This window comes from Sphingomonas sp. AC411 (genome assembly GCF_979253035.1).
On the sequence record NZ_CEEDAQ010000001.1, the window covers coordinates 1265546 to 1284894 of the forward strand.

General features: G+C 66.0%; 12 protein-coding genes and 7 pseudogenes. 11 read left to right on the plus strand and 8 right to left on the minus strand.

Annotated elements, in window-relative coordinates; translation table 11 throughout:
- Positions 1–20 precede the first annotated feature (20 nt).
- Positions 21–2498 (plus strand): PhoX family protein, encoded by a 2478-nt coding sequence (locus AC0IX7_RS06480; protein ID WP_471810905.1) that lies wholly within the window; start codon positions 21–23, stop codon positions 2496–2498.
- Between the two features lie 151 nt (positions 2499–2649).
- On the opposite strand, the gene AC0IX7_RS06485 is transcribed toward AC0IX7_RS06480, so the two are convergent.
- The 4 genes and pseudogenes from AC0IX7_RS06485 to AC0IX7_RS06500 all read right to left on the minus strand — a co-directional run bounded on the left by AC0IX7_RS06485 (position 2650) and on the right by AC0IX7_RS06500 (position 4684).
- On the minus strand, positions 2650–3039 hold the full coding sequence (locus tag AC0IX7_RS06485) for a MerR family transcriptional regulator (protein ID WP_093397577.1): 390 nt from the start codon (positions 3037–3039) through the stop codon (positions 2650–2652).
- Positions 3040–3116: 77 nt separating this feature from the next.
- Positions 3117–3425 carry an AMP-binding enzyme gene (locus tag AC0IX7_RS06490; protein WP_471813770.1) on the minus strand — a complete coding sequence of 103 codons (309 nt, stop codon included), beginning with the start codon at positions 3423–3425 and terminating at the stop codon, positions 3117–3119.
- Positions 3426–3542: 117 nt separating this feature from the next.
- A pseudogene (locus AC0IX7_RS06495) lies at positions 3543–4132 on the minus strand (AMP-binding protein); the annotation flags it as partial.
- Positions 4133–4192: 60 nt separating this feature from the next.
- Positions 4193–4684, minus strand: coding sequence for an AMP-binding protein (locus AC0IX7_RS06500; protein WP_471810906.1), 492 nt, complete (start codon positions 4682–4684; stop codon positions 4193–4195).
- A 163-nt stretch (positions 4685–4847) separates the two neighbouring features.
- Here AC0IX7_RS06500 and AC0IX7_RS06505 point away from each other — a divergent pair.
- The 4 genes and pseudogenes from AC0IX7_RS06505 (at position 4848) to AC0IX7_RS06520 (ending at position 10341) form a co-directional block, all read left to right on the plus strand.
- Positions 4848–5983: pseudogene (locus AC0IX7_RS06505) on the plus strand (thiolase family protein).
- Positions 5983–8300 (plus strand): annotated as a pseudogene (locus AC0IX7_RS06510) (3-hydroxyacyl-CoA dehydrogenase/enoyl-CoA hydratase family protein). Before AC0IX7_RS06505 ends, AC0IX7_RS06510 begins: the two co-directional pseudogenes overlap by 1 nt.
- Positions 8301–8565: 265 nt before the next feature.
- Positions 8566–8975: pseudogene (locus AC0IX7_RS06515) on the plus strand (DUF2147 domain-containing protein).
- A gap of 61 nt (positions 8976–9036) precedes the next feature.
- Complete coding sequence (locus AC0IX7_RS06520) at positions 9037–10341, plus strand: OmpP1/FadL family transporter (protein ID WP_471810907.1); 1305 nt, start codon at positions 9037–9039, stop codon at positions 10339–10341.
- Between the two features lie 131 nt (positions 10342–10472).
- On the opposite strand, the gene AC0IX7_RS06525 is transcribed toward AC0IX7_RS06520, so the two are convergent.
- The 3 genes and pseudogenes from AC0IX7_RS06525 to AC0IX7_RS06535 all read right to left on the minus strand — a co-directional run bounded on the left by AC0IX7_RS06525 (position 10473) and on the right by AC0IX7_RS06535 (position 13097).
- Positions 10473–10877, minus strand: a complete 405-nt coding sequence (locus AC0IX7_RS06525) for a gamma carbonic anhydrase family protein (protein ID WP_471810908.1) — start codon at positions 10875–10877, stop codon at positions 10473–10475.
- A complete protein-coding gene (locus tag AC0IX7_RS06530; protein ID WP_471810909.1) occupies positions 10874–10999 on the minus strand; it encodes a hypothetical protein in 126 nt (41 codons plus the stop codon). The genes AC0IX7_RS06525 and AC0IX7_RS06530 overlap by 4 nt, the downstream gene beginning before the upstream one ends.
- A pseudogene (locus AC0IX7_RS06535) lies at positions 10999–13097 on the minus strand (malate synthase G). Before AC0IX7_RS06535 ends, AC0IX7_RS06530 begins: the two are co-directional and overlap by 1 nt.
- A 115-nt stretch (positions 13098–13212) precedes the next feature.
- Between AC0IX7_RS06535 and AC0IX7_RS06540 the strand changes: the two are divergent.
- Positions 13213–14088, plus strand: a complete 876-nt coding sequence (locus AC0IX7_RS06540) for a LysR family transcriptional regulator (protein ID WP_471810910.1) — start codon at positions 13213–13215, stop codon at positions 14086–14088.
- Here AC0IX7_RS06540 and AC0IX7_RS06545 read toward each other — a convergent pair.
- The gene (locus AC0IX7_RS06545; protein WP_471810911.1) at positions 14043–14531 is read right to left on the minus strand and encodes a MarR family winged helix-turn-helix transcriptional regulator; all 489 of its coding nucleotides are present in this window, start codon (positions 14529–14531) and stop codon (positions 14043–14045) included. The genes AC0IX7_RS06540 and AC0IX7_RS06545 overlap by 46 nt on opposite strands.
- A gap of 105 nt (positions 14532–14636) precedes the next feature.
- Here AC0IX7_RS06545 and hppD point away from each other — a divergent pair.
- The 5 genes and pseudogenes from hppD (at position 14637) to trhO (ending at position 19250) form a co-directional block, all read left to right on the plus strand.
- Positions 14637–15696 (plus strand): annotated as a pseudogene (gene hppD / locus AC0IX7_RS06550) (4-hydroxyphenylpyruvate dioxygenase).
- Between the two features lie 203 nt (positions 15697–15899).
- Positions 15900–17236, plus strand: a pseudogene (gene hmgA, locus AC0IX7_RS06555) (homogentisate 1,2-dioxygenase).
- Positions 17233–17877: a maleylacetoacetate isomerase gene (gene maiA, locus AC0IX7_RS06560; protein ID WP_471810912.1), complete on the plus strand. Its 645-nt coding sequence runs from the start codon at positions 17233–17235 to the stop codon at positions 17875–17877. The pseudogene hmgA and the gene maiA overlap by 4 nt, the downstream one beginning before the upstream one ends.
- Entirely contained in the window at positions 17874–18239 is a 366-nt protein-coding gene (locus AC0IX7_RS06565) for a Rieske (2Fe-2S) protein (protein WP_471810913.1), read from the plus strand. The genes maiA and AC0IX7_RS06565 overlap by 4 nt, the downstream gene beginning before the upstream one ends.
- A 54-nt stretch (positions 18240–18293) precedes the next feature.
- Positions 18294–19250: an oxygen-dependent tRNA uridine(34) hydroxylase TrhO gene (gene trhO / locus AC0IX7_RS06570; protein ID WP_471810914.1), complete on the plus strand. Its 957-nt coding sequence runs from the start codon at positions 18294–18296 to the stop codon at positions 19248–19250.
- Positions 19251–19349: the final 99 nt, after the last annotated feature.

Below are 19349 nucleotides of genomic sequence, written 5' to 3' on the forward strand. Positions count from 1 at the left end.
CATCCCCGGGGGGACCACGCATGACCATCGACACCACCTATACCGACGGCGATATCGACACCAATCCGACCGCCAATCCGCATCTGAACGAACTGATCGATACGCGCTATTCGCGGCGCCAGACGTTGATGGGCGGCATGTCGGCAACCGCCGCCGCGGTGTTCGGCGGGATGCTGCTGACCGGGTGCGACGATGACAACGACGGCAACGGCAGCAGCCCGGTCACCGTCACCGCGACCGCGGGCGGCAGCTCGTCCGCCGGGCGGGTAGCGACGCTGACCGGCGCGGCGATCGGCCAGGTCGACAGCGTGAGCTGGACGCAGACGGCAGGCCCTACGGTGACGCTGGCCGGCACGACCACGTCGACTGCGACCTTCGTCGTGCCGGGGGCGACGGCGGGCACGGTGCTGAGCTTCCAGTTCACCGCCGTCTCGGCGAGCGGATCGGTGAGCGCGACGACCAGCGTGACGGTGGGCGCGGCCTCGCTCGGGTTCACTGCGGTTGCCAAGAGCCTCGCGGACGTCGTTTCGGTTCCTAGCGGATATGCGGTGACGGTGCTGTACCGGCTCGGCGATCCGATCGCGGGCGGCGTCGCGGCCTATGCGAACGACGGCACCGACACGAATTTCTCGAAGCGTGCGGGCGATCATCATGACGGCATGAGCTATTTCGGGCTGTCGGCGAGCGCTACGCCCGATGCCAACGGCAACACGCGCGGGCTGTTGGTGCTCAACCACGAGAATATCTCGCAGCCCTATCTGCATCCGAACGGCGCGACCAATCCGGGCGGCGTTCGTCCCGAAGCCGAGGCGCTGAAGGAAATGGAGTGCCACGGCGTGTCGGTGATCGAGGTCAGCCGCTCCGCGAACTGGGCCTATGTTCCGACCTCGTCGTTCAACCGGCGCATCACCCCGCTGACGCCGATGAGCTTTTCGGGGCCGGTGCGCGGCAATGACAGCCTCAAGACGCGCTATTCGCCGGACGCGACGACCGGGCGTGGCACGATCAACAATTGTGCCAATGGTACAATGCCTTGGAATACGTACCTGACGAACGAAGAGAACTGGGTCGGGTATTTCCGCCGCGAGGTCGGCGATGGCGCGCGGCGTGCAGCGACCGGTGCAGCCGGCGTCAAGGCGAACACGTCGCTGGCGCGCTATGGCAAGGGCGAGAGCAACACCGGCGGCAATTATGGGTGGTCGACGGTCAGGCCGGCCGACACGACCAGCACCGCCTATGCGCGCTGGAACATCACGGCGCAGGCGGGCGCCCCCGCCGACGGTACGGGCGATTTCCGCAACGAGATCTTCCAATATGGCTGGGTGGTGGAGATCGACCCGTTCGATCCGGCCTCGACGCCGCGCAAGCGGACCGCGCTGGGCCGCATGAACCACGAGGGCTGCGAGATCGGCCGGACGATCCCTGGCGTGAAGCCTGCGTTCTACATGGGGGACGATGCGCAGAACGAATATATCTACAAGTTCGTGTCGGCCACGCCTTGGTCCGCGGCCGATGCCACGGCCGCCAACCGGTTGGCGATTGGCGACAAGTATCTCGATACCGGAACGCTTTACGTTGCGAAGTTCTCGGCGGATGGTAGCGGTCAGTGGTTGCCGCTGGTGTTCGGCCAAGGGCCCCTCACCTCGGCCAATGCCACCTATTCGTTCGCGAGCCAGGCGGATGTGCTGATCAATACGCGACTGGCGGCGGATGCACTGGGGGCTACGCGGATGGATCGGCCGGAATGGACCGCGGTGAACCCGGCGACCGGCGAAATGTATTGCACGCTCACCAATAATACGTCGCGGACTGTGGCCACGGCGGATGCGGCAAACCCGCGCGCCTATGTCGATCCTCGGACCGATGGTCGCACGAACGGCACGGGGAACGTCAACGGGCACATCATCCGCCTGCGCGAGACGGGCGACACGTCCGAGGCGACGACGTTCGCGTGGGACATCTATGCGTTCGGCGCGGGTTCCGATCTGGATGCGACCAACATCAACCTGTCGGGGCTCGATGCGACCAACGACTTCTCGTCGCCGGACGGCCTGTGGTTCGGCCTGCCGAGCAATGCGTCGGGGACGATCGCGCCGGTGATGTGGATCGAGACCGACGACGGTGCGTATACCGACGTCACCAACTGCATGCTACTCGCCTCGGTGCCGGGCAAGGTCAACGACGGCGGTACGCGGACGGTGACCAACACCGTCGGCGCGGCGACCGGCTCGGTGACGACGCGGATCGGGAAGGCGCCGGGCGCGACCCTGCGCCGCTTCCTGGTCGGGCCGAAGGAGTGCGAGATCACCGGCATCTACTCGACGCCGGACGGGCGGTCGCTGTTCGTGAACATCCAGCATCCGGGCGAAGGTGGCGGGCCGACCAATATCACGAGCAGCTGGCCGGCCAACCAGGCCGGCACGGTGGCGACGCCGTCGCGGCCGCGGTCTTCGACGATCGTGATCACGAAGAACGATGGCGGTGTGGTGGGGCTTTAAGCTAATCGAGGAGTGAGAGTGGGTCGATCTTCCCCCCTCCCTGAAAGGGGGGCGGGGGTGGGTCGGCCTCCGCGCTGCGCAACGGTTCGGGCTCGAGCAGGCCTACCCACCCCCAACCCCTCCCTTTCAGGGAGGGGGGCAAGCAAGAACGTCAGTCGCCCGCGGGGATCCGCGCCAAGGCTTCCTGCTCGATCTTCTCAAGCTCGTCCCGAGTCTGGACGATCGCCTCGCGTTGCGCATCCAGCAGGTCAATCCGCTGGCGACAGCGCTCGGCCAACGCGCGCATCTGCTCCACATGTTGCGGGTCGGCGTCGTAGAGGTCGAGGAACTCCTCGATGTCGCGCAACGTGAACCCAAGCCGCTTGCCGCGCAAAATCAACTGCATCCGCGCGACTTCGCGCCGCGTGTAGACCCGTGTCGTGCCGATCCGGCAGGGCTCGATCAGCCCCTTGTCCTCGTAGAATCGGAGCGTCCGCGCGCTCACGCCGAGCATGCGCGAGACCTCCTGTATGCCGGTCAGATCGTCCTGTCGGTCGTTCACGAATCCACTCCCTCGCCTCCGCCGCTGCGGCCTTTGCGGCCTCTTCTGCGACAAGTTCCTTTTGGATAGCTTGCCGATCAGCGTCTTGGGGAGACTGTCGCGGATTTCGACCTCGCGGGAAGCTCGATCTTGCTGATCTTGTCGCGGAGAAAATCGCGCAGTTCTAGCGGGGTAGCCACCGCCCCTTCCGCCAGCACGACGAACGCCTTGGGGGCCTGACCGCGGTATTTGTCGGGCACGCCGATGACGACCGCTTCGAATACGGCGGGGTGTTCGTACAGCGCTTCCTCGATCACGCGCGGATACACGTTGTAGCCGCCAGCGAGGATAAGGTCCTTGATCCGGTCGACGATGAACAGATAGCCGTCCGCGTCGAGGTGCCCCACATCGCCGGTGCGCAGCGCGCCATCCGCGAACAGCTCAGCGGTCGCGGCGGGCTTGTGCCAATAGCCTTGCGTGATCTGCGGACCGCGCGCGCAGATCTCGCCATTCTCGCCGACCGGGAGCAGCCGGGTCGGGTCCTCGCGGTCGCGGATCTCGATCGTCGTGCCGGGGAACGGCAAACCCGCCGAGCCCGGCTTGTTGAGGCCGTCGATCGGATTGCAAGTTATGATCGGCGAGGCCTCGGACAGGCCGTAACCCTCGACGAGCTTGGCGCCGGTCGCCGTCTCGAACGCCACACGGACCTCGGCGGGGAGCGGTGCGCCGCCCGAGATGCAGGCGTGGATCGAGGACAGGTCGATCTTCTGCGTCTCCGCCGCGGTGGTGATCGCGGCGTAGATCGTCGGCACCGCGGGAAGTAGCTCGGCTTGGTCCGGTCGATCGTCTTGAGCAATTGCTGTAATTCGAAGCGCGGCAGCAGGATCATCTCGGCGCCGGTGCGGATCGAATAGGTGAGCACGGTGGTCAGCGCGAAGACGTGGAACAGCGGCAACGCGCCGAGCACGCGGTCCTGATGCGGTTGCTCGCCACCGACGAACGTCACCATCGCATCGGCGTTGGCGACGAGATTGGCGTGGCTGAGCATCGCCGCCTTGGGCTCGCCGGTCGTGCCGCCGGTATATTGCAGCACGGCTACCTCGTCGGGGGACACGGTAACGGAGTCGGTGCGCCTTTCGCCTTCAGCAGCGAATCGAACGTGCAATGGCGCGCGTCAGTCGGTGCCCGACCGATCTCGGCGCGCTTGAAGATGCGGTAGGCGATCGACTTCAGCGTCGGCAGCGCACCGGCGATCGGGCAGGTGATGACGTGCTTCACGCCCATCTGCCCCGCGACCTTGAGGACGCGCGCGTGGATCTCGGCGATGTCGCAGGTAGCGATGATCGTCGCGCCCAGAATCCTCGAGCAGATGCGCCAGCTCGCGTTCGACATAGAGCGGGTTGACGTTGACGACGATGCCGCCGGCCTTGAGGATCGCGAAGAACAGGATCGGGTAATAGGGCGTGTTCGGCAGGCAGAGCGCCACGCGCGTGCCCTTCACGACGCCGAGATCCTGGAGCCCGCGGGCGGCCCGATCGACCGACTCGCCAAGCTCGGCATAGGTCAGCGTCCGGCCCATGAAGTCGAGCACGTTGCGCGATCCGAAACGGCGGACCGACGTGTCGAGCATGTCGCCCAGCAGCCGTGGCTCGCCCTGCAACGACACACCGATCGCTTTGCCCCGGAACTATCCTGCATCTCGCTCTCCATAAGATGGTGTGCGTAAGCCATATTGTCGGCCGCTTCACCTTGACGTAAAGGTGAGGTATCGCACCTTAAGGGTAACCCGCAAGCGTTAACCGGGTCGACCGCAATATGAGAGGATCATCGTGACCAACGTCGTCATCGCCGGGTACGCCCGTTCGCCGTTCCACCTCGCCGGCAAGGGCGAACTCGCCCGCGTCCGTCCAGACGATCTCGCCGCGCAGACGATTCGCGGGTTGCTCGACAAGACCGGCGTCGATCCCGCCGAGATCGAGGACATCATCCTCGGCTGCGCCTTCCCCGAGGGCGAGCAGGGCCTGAACGTCGCCAAGCTGATCGCACAGATCGCCGACCTGCCGATCTCGGTCGGCGGGATGACGGTCAACCGGTTCTGCGGTTCGTCGATGAGCGCGATCCACATCGCTTACGGCCAGATCGCGGTCGGCGCGGGCGAGGCGTTCATCTGCGCGGGCCTCGAATCGATGAGCCGCGTGCCGATGGGCGGCTACAACCCGCTCCCCAACCCCGCGCTCGCGAAGAAGAGCGCCGGCGCGTACATGGGCATGGGGAGACCGCAGAGAACGTCGCGCGGCAGTACCAGATCACGCGCGCGGAGCAGGATGCGTTCGCGGTCAAGAGCCAGGACAAGGCCGCCGCGGCGCGCGCGGATGGCCGCTTGTCGGACGAGATCGTGACGATCCAGACCAAGGCGGGCCCGGTCAGCCAAGACGGCACGATCCGCGCCGGCACGACGACCGAAGCGCTCGCCGGCCTGAAGCCCGCGTTCAGCGCGGAGGGGTCTGTGACCGCGGGCACGTCTTCGCCGCTGACGGATGGTGCGTCCGCGGTGCTGGTGACCTCGGAGGAGTTCGCTAAGAAGCACGGGCTGACGATCCTCGCGCGGATCAAGTCGATCGGCGTGTCGGGTTGCGCGCCCGAGACGATGGGGCTTGGCCCGATCGGCGCGTCGAAGAAGGCGCTGGAGCGTGCGGGCATCACCGTCGCCGACCTCGACGTGGTCGAGATCAACGAGGCGTTCGCGAGCCAGGCGATCGCCTGCATCCGCGACCTCGGGCTGAAAGACGAGACGATCAACCTCGATGGCGGTGCGATCGCAATCGGTCATCCGCTCGGCGCGACAGGTGCGCGGATCGTCGGGAAGGCGGCTTCGCTGCTGTCGCGCGAGGGTGGCCGCTATGCGCTCGCCACGCAGTGCATCGGCGGCGGTCAGGGCATCGCCACGGTGCTGGAGCGCGCATGATGGTCGATGCTGTGAAGAAGGTCTGCGTCATCGGCGCGGGTGTGATGGGCGCAGGTATCGCGGCTCAGGTCGCGAACGCTGGCATCCCGGTGCTGCTGCTCGACATCGTTCCTCGCGAGGGTGACGATCGAGACGCAGTGGCGAAGGGCGCGGTCGCCAAGATGCTCAAGACCGACCCTGCGCCGTTCATGTCGAAGCGGGCGGCCAAGCTGGTCGAGACGGGCAACATCGACGATCATCTCGACCGCGTCGCCGAATGCGATTGGATCGTCGAGGCGATCGTCGAGCGGCTCGATATCAAGCAGGCGCTGTACGCCAAGCTCGAGGCGCTGAAGCGTCCCGGCACAGCGGTGTCGTCGAACACCTCGACGATCCCGCTCGGCAACCTCGTCGAGGGACGGTCGGACCAGTTCAAGGCCGACTTCCTCATCACGCACTTCTTCAACCCGCCGCGCTACATGCGGCTGGTCGAGATCGTGCGGGGCGACCACACCGACGTCGCGGTCGCGGAGAAGGTAGAGGATTTCGTCGATCGCTTCATGGGCAAGCGGATCGTCCGGGCGAAGGATACGCCGGGCTTCATCGCCAACCGGATCGGCACCTACTGGCTGGCGATCGCGATCAACGCGGCGATGGACCAGGGGCTGACCGTCGAGGAAGCCGACCAGATCGGCGGGCGTCCGATGGGCGTGCCGAAGACAGGGATCTTCGGGCTGGTCGATCTTGTCGGCGTCGACCTGATGCCGTTGCTGTCGAAGAGCCTGTCGTCCACACTGCCCGCGGGCGATCCGTATTTCGATACGGTGCGCGAGTTGCCGCTCGTCGACAAGATGATCGCGGAAGGGTTCACCGGCCGCAAGGGCAAAGGTGGCTTCTACCGGTTCGACAAGGCGACGCGGACCAGCTCTCGCTCGATCTCGCGACCGGCGAGTATCGGCCCGAGGCGAAGCCCGCGGACCTCCCCGGCAAGACCGGCAAGGACCTCGCCGCGCTGATCGCGGAGCCGGGCAAGATCGGCACCTATGCGTGGTCGATCCTCGGCAACACGCTGTCCTATGCGGCGATGCTCGTCGGCGAAGCGGCGGACGATGTCGTCGCGATCGATGATGCGATGAAGCTCGGGTATAACTGGAAATACGGGCCGTTCGAACTGATCGACCGCATGGGTCCCGGCGTGCTCGCCGCGCGCCTTGCCGAGGAAGGTCGCGACGTTCCGGCGATCCTGACGACCGCGGGCGATCGTACGTTCTACCGCGTCGAGAACGGGCAGCGTCAGTATCTCACTGCGGGCGGCGAGTATGCCGATGTGTCGCGTGCGGACGGCGTCGAACTGCTGGAGGACATCAAGCTCCGCTCGCAGCCGATCCTCCAGAACCTGTCGGCCTCGCTCTGGGATGTCGGTGACGGCGTCGCGGCGCTCGAATTCCACACCAAGATGAACGCGCTCGACGATCAGGTCGTGGCGTTGATCAACGAGGCGATCCCGGTCGTCCGCGACCGCTTCAAGGCGCTGGTAGTGTATAACGAAGCGTCGAACTTCTCGGCGGGTGCGAACCTGGGCGCGGCGATGTTCGCGGTCGGGGCGGGCCTTTGGGACATGGTCGAGGCCAGCGTCTCGGGCGGTCAGCAGGCGTACAAGGCGCTCAAATACGCGCCCTTCCCGGTCGTCAGTGCACCCGCCGGGCTCGCGCTTGGCGGCGGGTGCGAGATCCTGCTCCACTCGGACGCGGTGCAGGCGCATGCCGAGACCTATGCGGGGCTCGTCGAGTGCGGCGTCGGCCTCGTCCCCGGCTGGGGCGGCAATGGCGAGATGCTCGATCGCTGGACCAAGTCGGGCATGGTGCCGAAGGGCCCTATGCCGGTGTTGACCAAGGTGTTCCAGAGCATCTCGACCGCGGTCGTCGCCAAGTCGGCGGCGGAGGCGAAGGAGATGATGATCCTGCGCAAGGACGACGGCATCACCATGAACCGCGACCGGTTGCTGGCAGACGCGAAGGCCAAGGCGTTGTCGCTGGTCGAGGGCTATGCCGCGCCCGAGAAGCCGACCTTCCGTCTGGCGGGCGAGAGCGGCCGGACGGGGCTGAACATGGCCGTCGCCGACTTCCACAAGAAGGGCGTCGCGACCGAGTACGACCTCGTCGTCGCGGATCGTCTCGCGGAAGTGCTGACGGGGGGCGAGGCCGATCTGATCGATACCGTGACCGAGGACCAGTTGCTCGACCTGGAACGCGCGGCGTTTATGGCGAGCGTCAAGGATCCGCGCACGCAGGCCCGCGTCGTCCACATGCTGCAGACCGGCAAGCCGCTCCGCAATTGATGCTGTTCCCCCGCGAAAGCGGGGGCCAGGATCAAGCAGCGCCGCGTTCGTTACCCTGGGCCTCCGCCTGCGCGGGGAACGACACATCCATGAACACTTTTTACTCGCTGGAATCAGTAAGAAGACTTGACTTGTCTTCGTACAATTCTAATCGCAAACAATGATTGCCGTATACGGCAACAAGGTCTCGATAACGTCGACGGCCTGACGAGATTTTAACGACCGTACACATACGGCGTGCCCACATCCAAGGAGAGGATAGAAGATGTCCCTGTTGCTAATCACTGCCCTGCTCGCCGGTGCGCCTGCTACCGCGGACACCGTCATCGGCCGCTGGAAGACCGAGACGCATAACGCCATCGTCGAGATCGCCCGCTGCGGCCCATCGATCTGCGGCAAGATCCTCACCTCCGACGCGCTGCGCGCCAATCCTTCGATGAAGGACGCCAACAATTCCAACACCGCGCTGCGCAACCGGCCGATCCAGGGCATGCAGATGCTGAGCGGGTTCAAGCCCGACAAGGACGGCGTCTGGAGCAGTGGTCAGGTCTACAACGCCGAGGACGGCAAGACCTATAGCGGCAAGATCACGCCCGTCGGCGCGAACCAGTTGAAGCTGCGCGGCTGCGTGTTTTCCCGCTCTGCAAGACGCAGACCTGGACGCGCGTGCGCTGAGGCGCCGCGCTTCGTCTTCGATACTCCCGCCTAAATCAGTATAGCTTTCAGGATCTTGTCCATGACTCTGCGTACCAAAGCCCCGCTTCTCGCGGTTTCCGCACTCGTGTCCGCCTTCGGGTTCGCCAGCACCGCCTATGCCGACGCCTTCTATCTCCAGGCGCAGTCCGCACGCGGCGCGGGCCGTGCGTTCTCGGGCGAGGCCGCCGACACCGGTGCCGCATCCCTGTGGTGGAACCCGGCCGCGATCGCCGGCATCCGCGACGGCAGCGCGACGCTGAGCGCGACCGCGATCCTGCCCAAGGGCGACGTGGTCGACACAGGCACGCAGATCTGCCGCCCGGGTCAGGCCTGCACCGGCATCAGCGGCCAGTCGAACTCGCGCGATCCGGTCAACAAGGGCATCGTGCCGTCGGGTGCGGTCGCCTATCCGCTGACCGACCGGATCGCCGTCGGTCTCGCGGTGACGTCGCCGTTCAGCTTCACGACCAATTACGACTCGGACAGCTGGGCACGCTACAGCGCCGACAAGACGCGGCTGCGGACGATCGATATCCAGCCGTCGATCGGCGTCGTGGTGACCGACTGGCTACGCGTGGGTGGTGCGCTGAACGTCGAATATACCGACGCCAGCTTGAGCAACGCGCTGCCCAACCTGTCCGCGGCGCTGCCCGATGGACAGCAGGAACTGAAGGGCGACGGCTGGGACTTCGGCTGGACCGCGGGCGTACAGCTCCACAACGACTTCGCGACGGTCGGCATCAGCTACAAGTCGAGCATCCGGCATAACCTGAAGGGCGACCTCACCGTCAGCGGTCTCGTCGGTCCGCTCGCGTCGTCGAACATGACCGTGTCCGGTGCGAAGGCCGCGTTCAACACGCCGGGCCAGGTGATCGTCGCAGGGCGGTTCCGCGGGACCGACAAGCTGACGCTGAACGCGCAGGTGGTCGCCTACAACTGGAGCAAGTTCGACACGATCGATCTCGGCGCACCGCTGAACACCGCGATCCCCGAGAACTACATGGACAGCTGGAGCCTGGCGGGCGGCCTCGACTATGACGTCACGCCGAAGCTGACCGTACGGGCAGGCCTGCAGCGGACCAAGTCGCCGACGCAGGACGGCGAGCGCGACGCGCGCGTGCCCGACGCCGATCGCTGGACTTATGCCGCCGGTGGCTCGTACCAGCTGTCGCCGCACATCGCGCTCGACGCCGCCGCGCAATATGTCGACTTCGAAAATACGACGATCGACCGCGTCACGGCAGCGTATGTCGGCACGGCCGCGCAGACGAACATCCTGACCTCGGGCGCTCTGCGTAATGCGTCGGCGGTGGTGCTGTCGCTCGGCGGGCGGGTGAGCTTCTAAGGCGCCTTCACGATCCTCCCCGCCAGGGGAGGTGGCGCCGAAGGTGACGGAGGGGGAGGATACGGAACCGGGGTTTCCTTACCTCCCTCCGACTGGCAAGTGCCAGCCACCTCCCCTGGCGGGGAGGATTTCTACACTTCGACCAACCTCAGTCCCTCGGCATAGACGCGCTGCTTGGCCGCATATGCCGCGGCCGACATCTTCAGCCCGGCGATCGCTTCCGGGGATAATTCCCGCACGGCCTTGGCCGGCGAACCGACGATCAGGCTCCCCGCCGGAAACACCTTCCCCTCGGTCACCAGGGCATTCGCGCCGATCAGGCAATTTTCGCCGATCACAGCATTGTTGAGGATCGTCGCCCCCATCCCGACCAGCACGTTGCTGCCGATCGTGCAGCCGTGAAGGATCGCATGATGGCCCACCGTGCAGCCCTCGCCGATCGTCAGAGGCGCGCCGGGGTCGGAGTGCAGCATCGCGCCCTCCTGGATGTTGGTCCGCGCGCCGATCAGGATCGGCGTGTTGTCGGCGCGGATCACCGCCCCGAACCAGACGCTCGCGCCCTCCCTAGTCGCGCGTCGCCGATCACGTCGGCGGACGGCGCGACCCAGACGTCGTCGGCGAGCGTCGGTCGTTTACCCTCGATCGCGTAGAGTGGCATCAGGCGGCGTCCCTTTCCTTTGCCCGCGCGCGGAAGGCGTGGAGCAGCGGTTCGGTATAGCCGCTCGGCTGCGTCAGGCCATCGAACACGAGCGCTCGGGCAGCTTGAAAGGCGAGGCTGTCATCCTCATGCGCGGCCATCGGCCGATACAGCGGATCGCCCGCATTCTGCGCATCGACCTTGGCCGCCATCCGCCGCAGCGCCGCATCCGCCTCGTCGGGCGTGGCGATGCCGTGGAGCAGCCAATTCGCCATGTGCTGCGAACTGATCCGCAGCGTCGCGCGGTCCTCCATCAGGCCGATGTCGTGGATGTCGGGCACCTTCGAACAGCCGACGCCTTGGTCGACCCAGCGCACGACGTAGCCGAGGATACCCTGCGCGTTGTTCTCCAGTTCCTCGCGAACCTCGTCGGGCTGCCAGTTGTGCCCGGTCGCGACCGGGATCGTCAGCAGCGCATCGAGCGGCGCGATCGGCTCGGCCTTGCGCTCCGCCTGTCGCGCGAACACGTCGACGCGGTGGTAGTGCGTCGCGTGCAGCGTCGCGGCGGTCGGCGACGGCACCCACGCCGTGTTCGCGCCGGTCATCGGATGCGCGATCTTCTGCTCGAGCATGTCCGCCATCCGGTCCGGCGCGGCCCACATGCCCTTGCCGATCTGCGCCTTGCCGCTGAGCCCGCAGGCCAGCCCGATCTGAACGTTGCGATCCTCATACGCCTTGATCCAGGACGAGGCCTTCATGTCGCCCTTCCGGATCATCGGGCCGGCACGCATCGACGTGTGCATCTCGTCGCCGGTGCGATCGAGGAAGCCGGTGTTGATGAACACCACGCGGTCCTTCACCGCGGCGATGCAGGCGGCGAGATTGGCGGAGGTACGCCGTTCCTCGTCCATCACGCCGACCTTGATCGTGTGGCGCGCGAGGCCGAGCAGGTCCTCGATCGCGTCGAACAGCCGGTTGGTGAAGGCGGCTTCGTCGGGGCCGTGCATCTTCGGCTTGACGATATAGATCGAGCCCGCGCGGCTGTTGCGGATCGGGCCGGTGCTCTTCAGGTCGTGCAAGCCGATCAGCGACGTGACGATGCCGTCGAGGATGCCCTCGGGCGCCTCTTGGTCGTCGGCGAGCAGGATCGCGGGCGTCGTCATCAGGTGGCCGACGTTGCGCACGAACATCAGGCTGCGGCCGGGGAGCGTGAACGCGCTGCCATCCGGGGCGGTATACTTCCGGTCGGGTTCGAGCGACCGCGTGACCGTGCGGCCGCCCTTGTCGAAGCTGGCGGTGAGGTCGCCCTTCATTAGCCCGAGCCAATTGGCGTAGGCGGCGACCTTGTCCGCGGCATCGACCGCGGCGATCGAATCCTCCAGGTCGGCGATCGTGCTGAGTGCGGATCTCAGCACGACGTCGGCGAGGTTCGCAGGGTCGTCGCGGCCGATCGGATGCTCAGGATCGATCACAAGCTCGATGTGCAGCCCGTTGTGACGTAATAGAATGTTGTCGCCCGCATGCCCGACCAGCTGGCTCGGATCGGCAAGCTCAGGCGTGCCACCGGTCCAGTCGGTCCACCACCCGCTCGCCAGCGGCACGGCATCGTCGAGGAACGTCTTCGCCCACGCGATCACCTGCGCGCCTCGGGTAGAGTCATAGCCCTTGCCGGTTGTCGCACCTGGAATCGCGTCGGTGCCGTAGAGCGCGTCATACAAACTCCCCACCGCGCGTTCGCGGCGTTGAGCAGGAAGCGCGCGTTGAGGATTGGCACCACCAGCTGCGCGCCGGCGAGCGAGGCGACCTCTGCATCGACGTTGGTCGGCGCAACCGCGAACGGCGCGGGCTCGGCGACCAGATAGCCGATCTGGCGGAGGAACGCCTGGTACTCGGGCTGGTCGATCGGCTTGCCTGCGCGGGCTTCGTGCCAGGCGTCGATCTTCGCCTGGAGGTCGTCACGGACTGCGAGCAGTGCGGCGTTCTCCGGCGCGAACCTCGCGTAAATGTCGGAAACGCCCTGCCAGAACGAGGGCGCCTCAAGGCCCGTGCCCGGCAGCGCCTGCGTCTCGATGAAGTCCACCAGCAATGCGGCGATCTTCAGACCTGCCCGATTCTTGATAGGTGTCGATCATCTCGGCCATGCTGCTCTCCTATGCTCTGGCGGCACGATAGACGCCCGCCATCTTCGCCACTAGACACTATAAACCGAAAGCTGTTGATCGCCTGGAGAACGAATGGATCCCGACATCGTCCTCTTCGCCGAGGTCGTCCGCACCGCCAGCCTCAGCGCGGCGGGGCGGTCGCTCGGCATCTCGCCTGCGATGGTCTCGAAGCGGATCGCGCGACTGGAGGCGCGGCTCGGCGTGCGGTTGCTCAACCGGACGACGCGACGGCTAGAGCTGACCGCTCGCGGCGCGGCGTATCACCGAGACATGGTGGAGATCCTCGCCGCGATCCGCGATGCCGAGGCCCGCGTGTCGGACCGCGCCGACACACCGGCGGGGCCGCTCCGAGTCAGTGCGCCGACCTCGTTCGGCCGTCTCCACATCGCGCCGCACCTGAAGCCCTTCCTAGATGCACACCCAGCGATCGAACTCGACCTCGACCTGTCCGATGGCTTCTCCGACGTCATCGGCGACCGGCTCGACCTCGCAATCCGGATCGCGCCTGCCGTACCGCCGAGCCTCACGGGTTATCGTCTCGCCGACAGCCGCCGTGTCCTCTGCGCTGCGCCAAGCTACAGCCCGCCATGCGACGCGGCCGACCTTACCAAACACCGGCTGCTTGCGGCGAAGGGCCAGATGCCGTGGCGGCTGGCCGGCCCCGACGGCGACGTCACGATCGACCGCCCGAGCTACGTCGCGACCAACTCCAGCGAAGTCGTCCGCGAACTCACGCTGGCGGGCGTAGGTATTGCGTTGCGCTCGCTTTGGGACGTCAGCGCGGACCTTGCCAACGGCCGACTCGTCCGCGTCTTGCCCGAGCTCGCTGGGTCTGCGGACGTCGGTATCTACGCGGTGCATGCACGCGGGGCGGTGTCGTCGGGCACAATGGCGCTGCTCGATTACCTGCGCGGTCTATGGTCGCCGATACCGCCGTGGGACTCCTGAACGAGGTCGATCGTCACTGCGTCGATCCGCCGCAGCATTGCCACGAACTGCTCGACCTCCTTGGCGGAGAACCCGGCGAATATACGCCGTTCCAGATCAAGTGCCTTAGGTGCCACCGACGCATAGAGCGTGTGGCCGTCGTCGGTGAGCTTCAGCAAATGCGAGCGACGATCCTCGGAGTTGGCGTGCCGCTGCATCAGCCCGCGCTCGACCAGCGCGATCGCCGCCCGGCTGACCGTGACCTTGTCCATCCGGGTCTGCTGGCCGATCTGCTGCTGCGTGATCCCGCCGGCCTCGGCCACCACGGTAACCAGCCGCCACTCCGGAATCGTCAGGCCGAACAGCGCTTCGTAGGTGTCCGCCACCGCCTCGCTGACGAGGTTCGAGGTGATCGACAGGCGATACGGGATGAAATCGTCCAGGACGAGTGCGCGGTCAGCCATGGCGAGATCGTAACGATTGACACCAGTTGATCAACCCGCCAGATTGGTAACAACAGATACCAATCTAAGGATCGAGTCATGGACCATATGCCCCAGTCTGATCATATGGACGTAAACCCGATGGGTCTCGACGGGTTCGAGTTCGCCGAGTTCACCTCGCCCGATCCCGACCGGATGGCCGCGCAGTTCGAGCAGTTCGGCTTCGTCGCCGCCTCGACCCACCCGACCAAGGCCGTCACGCGCTACAAGCAGGGCCGCATCAACCTGCTGCTCAACCGCGAGGAAAGCGGTCATGCGGCGGCGTTCCGTGCGGCGCATGGTCCCTCGGCCAGCGGGATGGCGTTCCGCGTTCACGACGCCAAGGAGGCATTCGACGCAGCCCTGTCGCGTGGCGCGAAGGCGGCGGATGCCAACACAGGTGCGCTCGGCGAGGGCAGCTATGTGCTCGAAGGGATCGGCGGTTCGCTGCTGTATCTCGTCGACAAGCATGGCGCAGCCGGCAGCCTGTACGACGACTGGAACCAGGTTCCGGGCGCGGCCGAAGCCGAGGCCGCGAACAATGTCGGTCTCGATCTGCTCGATCACCTTACGCACAACGTGAAGCGTGGCCAGATGCGGACCTGGGCGGAGTTCTACGGCCAGATCTTCGGCTTCGAGGAGCAGAAGTATTTCGACATCAAGGGCAAGGCGACGGGGCTGTTCAGCCAGGCGATGATCGCGCCTGACCGCGCGATCCGCATCCCGCTCAACGAGAGCCAGGACGACAAGAGCCAGATCGAGGAATTCATCAAGGATTACAACGGCGAGGGCATCCAGCATCTGGCGCTGACCACCGACGATATCTTCGAGACGGTCGAGAAGCTGCGCGCGCGGCGTCAAGCTTCAGGACACGATCGAGACCTATTACGAGCTGGTCGACAAGCGCGTGCCGAACCACGGCCACGATCTGGAGCGCCTGCGCCGCAACCGCATCCTGATCGACGGCAATGTCGGCGAGGAGGGGTTGCTGCTCCAGATCTTCACCGAGAACATGTTCGGGCCGATCTTCTTCGAAATCATCCAACGCAAGGGGAACGAGGGCTTCGGCAACGGCAATTTCCAAGCGCTGTATGAGTCGATTGAGCTGGATCAAATCCGCCGTGGAGTGATCACGGTCGACGCGTGAGTGCTTAAAACCCTCTCCCCCTCGGGGAGAGGGAAAGGCGCGCCAGCGCCGAGGGTGAGGGCACGCGCAACGCCAGCACGTGCCCTCACCCTTCCGCCGCGCAAGCGCGCGTCTCCTCCCTCTCCCCAAGGGGAGAGGGCAAATAAGAGTTTGAACGGCCGGCGGTTCGGGCGTTGATCGGAACAGGTGACGGAGAGGAAGCCATGACAATTCACCAGCCAATCAATGCCGCAGGCGAGACCGCCGGCCAGACCGAAGACCACGCGGCGTACCAGCCCGGCTTCGGCAACCACGTATCGACCGAGGCGATCCCCGGCGCCCTGCCGATTGGCCGTAATTCGCCGCAGCGTCCCGCGTTCGGGCTCTATACCGAGCAGCTCTCCGGCACTGCGTTCACCGCACCCCGGCACGAGAACCGCCGCAGCTGGCTCTACAGGATGCGTCCGACTGCGGAGCATCCTCCGTTCGAGCGCTATGCTGGCGCCAAGCGGTTCGCGCCCGGCACCACCGATGCGCCACTCGCACCCAACCGCCTGCGCTGGGACCCGATCGCCGCGCCCTCCCCGGCACAGATCTGATCGACGGTATGACGACGATGCTCGTCAACCGCGATCCCGCCGATCTCGAAGGCGTCGCGCTCCACGTCTACGCCGCCAATACCGACATGACCGACCGAGTGTTCATGGATGCGGACGGCGAATTGCTGTTCGTCCCGCAGAAAGGACGGGTGCGATTGCTGACCGAACTCGGCCGCATCGACATCGCGCCTGGCCAGATCGCGCTGGTCCCGCGCGGCGTCCGCTTCCGCGCCGAACTCCCCGATGGCGAAGCGCGCGGCTATGTCGCGGAGAACCACGGCGCGTTGTTCCGCCTGCCCGATCTCGGGCCGATCGGTGCCAACGGCCTCGCCAACCCGCGCGATTTCGAGACGCCGGTCGCGTGGTTCGAAGACCGCGACGAGCCGGTCGAGGTGGTGCAGAAGTTCATGGGATCGCTGTGGACCACCACGCTCGATCACTCGCCGCTCGACGTCGTCGCGTGGCACGGCAACCTCGCGCCTTGGCGCTACGACCTGTCGCGGTTCAACACGATCAACACGGTCAGTTTCGACCATCCCGATCCGTCGATCTTCACGCTGCTGACCTCGCCGAGCGACGTGCCCGGCCGGGCGAATGCCGATTTCGTGATCTTCCCGCCGCGCTGGATGGTCGCAGAGGGTACGTTTCGGCCACCGTGGTTCCACCGCAACGTCATGTCCGAGGCGATGGGGCTGATCACCGGCGCTTACGATGCGAAGGCCGAAGGGTTCGCGCCGGGCGGGATCTCGCTGCACAACCTGATGTCGGGCCACGGGCCGGATCTGGCGAGCTGGCAGGGCGCGAGTGCGGCGGAGTTGAAGCCGCACAAGATCGACGGCACGATGGCGTTCATGCTGGAGAGCTGCTGGCCGTACAAGCCGACCGCCTATGCGCTGGAACATTCGCAGCTTGATTACGATGCGGTGTGGTCGGATTTCCCGAAAGCGGTCCTCCCGAAGTGAGCCTGACGCTGCACGGCTATTGGCGCTCCACCACCGCGTACCGCGTCCGCATCGCGCTGGCCGTGAAGGGCGTAGCTTACGAGCAGGTTGCGCACGATCTCCGCACCGGCGCGCAACGCGAGGACGCGTATCGGACGCTCAATCCTCAGGGGCTCGTTCCGGCGCTGGAGACCGACGATGTAGTCCTGACCCAGAGCCCGGCGATCCTAGAATGGATCGACGAGGTGTATCCCGACCCACCGTTGCTTCCCTACGGTGCGAACGACCGGACGATGGTCCGCGCGATGGCCGCGACGATCGCGTGCGATATCCATCCGGTGAACAATCTTCGTATCCTGAACGCCCTGCGGACCGATTTCGGGGCGGATGAGGCGGCGGTGAGCCGCTGGATCGCACGCTGGATCGGCGACGGGTTCGCTGCGCTGGAGACGCTCATCGCGCAATATGGGGATGGCTTCGCGTTCGGTGCGACGCCGACGATCGCCGACTGCCATCTGGTGCCGCAGGTCTATTCGGCCGAGCGGTTCGCGGTCGATCTCTCGCCGTACCCGCGCCTCAAGAGCGCCGCCGACAAGGCGCGCGCCCTCCCTGCCTTTGCCGCCGCGCATCCGGACCGGCAGCCGGACGCCGACCGCGCATGAGCGACGGGGAACGGCTGACCGCCACGCCCGGCGGGATCAAACTCGCGCCGCTCGATGCGGTTGTCGAGGGGAAGGCGCGCAACTTCGTGCTCCAGATGCGTGCTGGACGCTTCCACGGTTTCGTCGTGCGCAAGGACGATGCGGTGTTCGGTTATGTCGATCGGTGCCCGCACATGGGTCTGCCGCTCGCGCAGGTGCTCGACGACTATCTCGCGCCGCGCGGCGACCTGATCGCATGCAGTTGGCACTCCGCTTTGTTCGAAATCGACAGTGGCGCGTGTGTCGGCGGGCCATGCGGCGGCGCGCGGCTGACACCCTGGCCGGTAGCAGTGGTCGACGGGATGATCGTCACCACAGGCTGACGTGGGGGCGACTTGCGCTAAGGGGACGCACCTCCTCCCCTGCACGATGAACCGATGACCGAAACCCTGCCCATCCGCGTCGTGGCGCTGTACCGCTTCACGCCGTTCGCCGACATCGCCGCGATCCAGCCGCCGCTTGCGCTCGTGTGCTGTTCGAACGGGGTGAAAGGGACGCTGCTTCTCGCCGCCGAAGGGATCAATGGGACGATCGCCGGGTCCGAAGAGGGCATCGACGCGGTGCTTGCGCATATCCGCGCGCTGCCGGGTTGCGCCGATCTCGACGTCAAGGAATCGCGCGCCGAGACGATGCCGTTTCACCGGATGAAGGTGCGGCTGAAGCGCGAGATCGTGACGATGGGCGAGCCTGCGATCGATCCGCTGGAGGGCGTCGGGCATTATGTCGAGCCGCAGGACTGGAACGCGTTGATCGCCGAGCCGGGGACGATCGTGATCGATACGCGCAACGATTACGAGGTCGCGGTCGGGACGTTTGCCGGCGCAGTCGATCCGCAGACGCGGACGTTCCGCGATTTTCCGGCGTGGTTTCGCGAGCATCGTGACGAACTGGTCGGGGACGGCCCGCCGCCGAAGATCGCGATGTTCTGCACCGGAGGGATACGGTGCGAGAAGTCGACCGCGTTCCTGAAGGCCGAGGGGCTGGATGAGGTGTATCATCTCAAGGGTGGCATCCTGAAATATCTGGAGACCGTGCCCGCGGCAGAGAGTCTTTGGGAGGGAGAGTGTTTCGTGTTCGATCAGCGGGTTGCGGTTGGACATGGACTCGCGCTGGGAAGTCATGTTCTGTGCCATGCGTGCCGGATGCCGGTGAGCGTCGCGGATCGGTCGTCGCCGCTGTATGTCGAGGGGGTGAGTTGCCCGGCGTGTAGTGATGCGCGGAACGAGGCGCAACGGGCGGGCTATGCGGAGCGCGAGCGGCAGGTACGGCTGGCTGAGGCTCGGGGTGAGGCGCATGTCGGGGCGGTGTTGCCTAAGGCGCATGGGGCGGATTGATCCGCAGGACCTTCACCAGCTTCCTCCCGGCGAAGGCCGGGGTCCACTGGGGAACGGCGCTAACGAAGCGCCGTCTTCCGTTACTGCGACCTTTCCACT

Bases quoted from the DNA above. Each gene is read 5' to 3' on its own strand.
- AC0IX7_RS06545 (WP_471810911.1), bottom strand. From the start codon at position 14,531: ATGGCTGACCGCGCACTCGTCCTGGACGATTTCATCCCGTATCGCCTG.
- AC0IX7_RS06520 (WP_471810907.1), top strand. From the start codon at position 9,037: ATGACTCTGCGTACCAAAGCCCCGCTTCTCGCGGTTTCCGCACTCGTG.
- AC0IX7_RS06530 (WP_471810909.1), bottom strand. From the start codon at position 10,999: ATGCCACTCTACGCGATCGAGGGTAAACGACCGACGCTCGCCGACGAC.
- AC0IX7_RS06540 (WP_471810910.1), top strand. From the start codon at position 13,213: ATGGATCCCGACATCGTCCTCTTCGCCGAGGTCGTCCGCACCGCCAGC.
- trhO (WP_471810914.1), top strand. From the start codon at position 18,294: ATGACCGAAACCCTGCCCATCCGCGTCGTGGCGCTGTACCGCTTCACG.
- AC0IX7_RS06480 (WP_471810905.1), top strand. From the start codon at position 21: ATGACCATCGACACCACCTATACCGACGGCGATATCGACACCAATCCG.
- AC0IX7_RS06565 (WP_471810913.1), top strand. From the start codon at position 17,874: ATGAGCGACGGGGAACGGCTGACCGCCACGCCCGGCGGGATCAAACTC.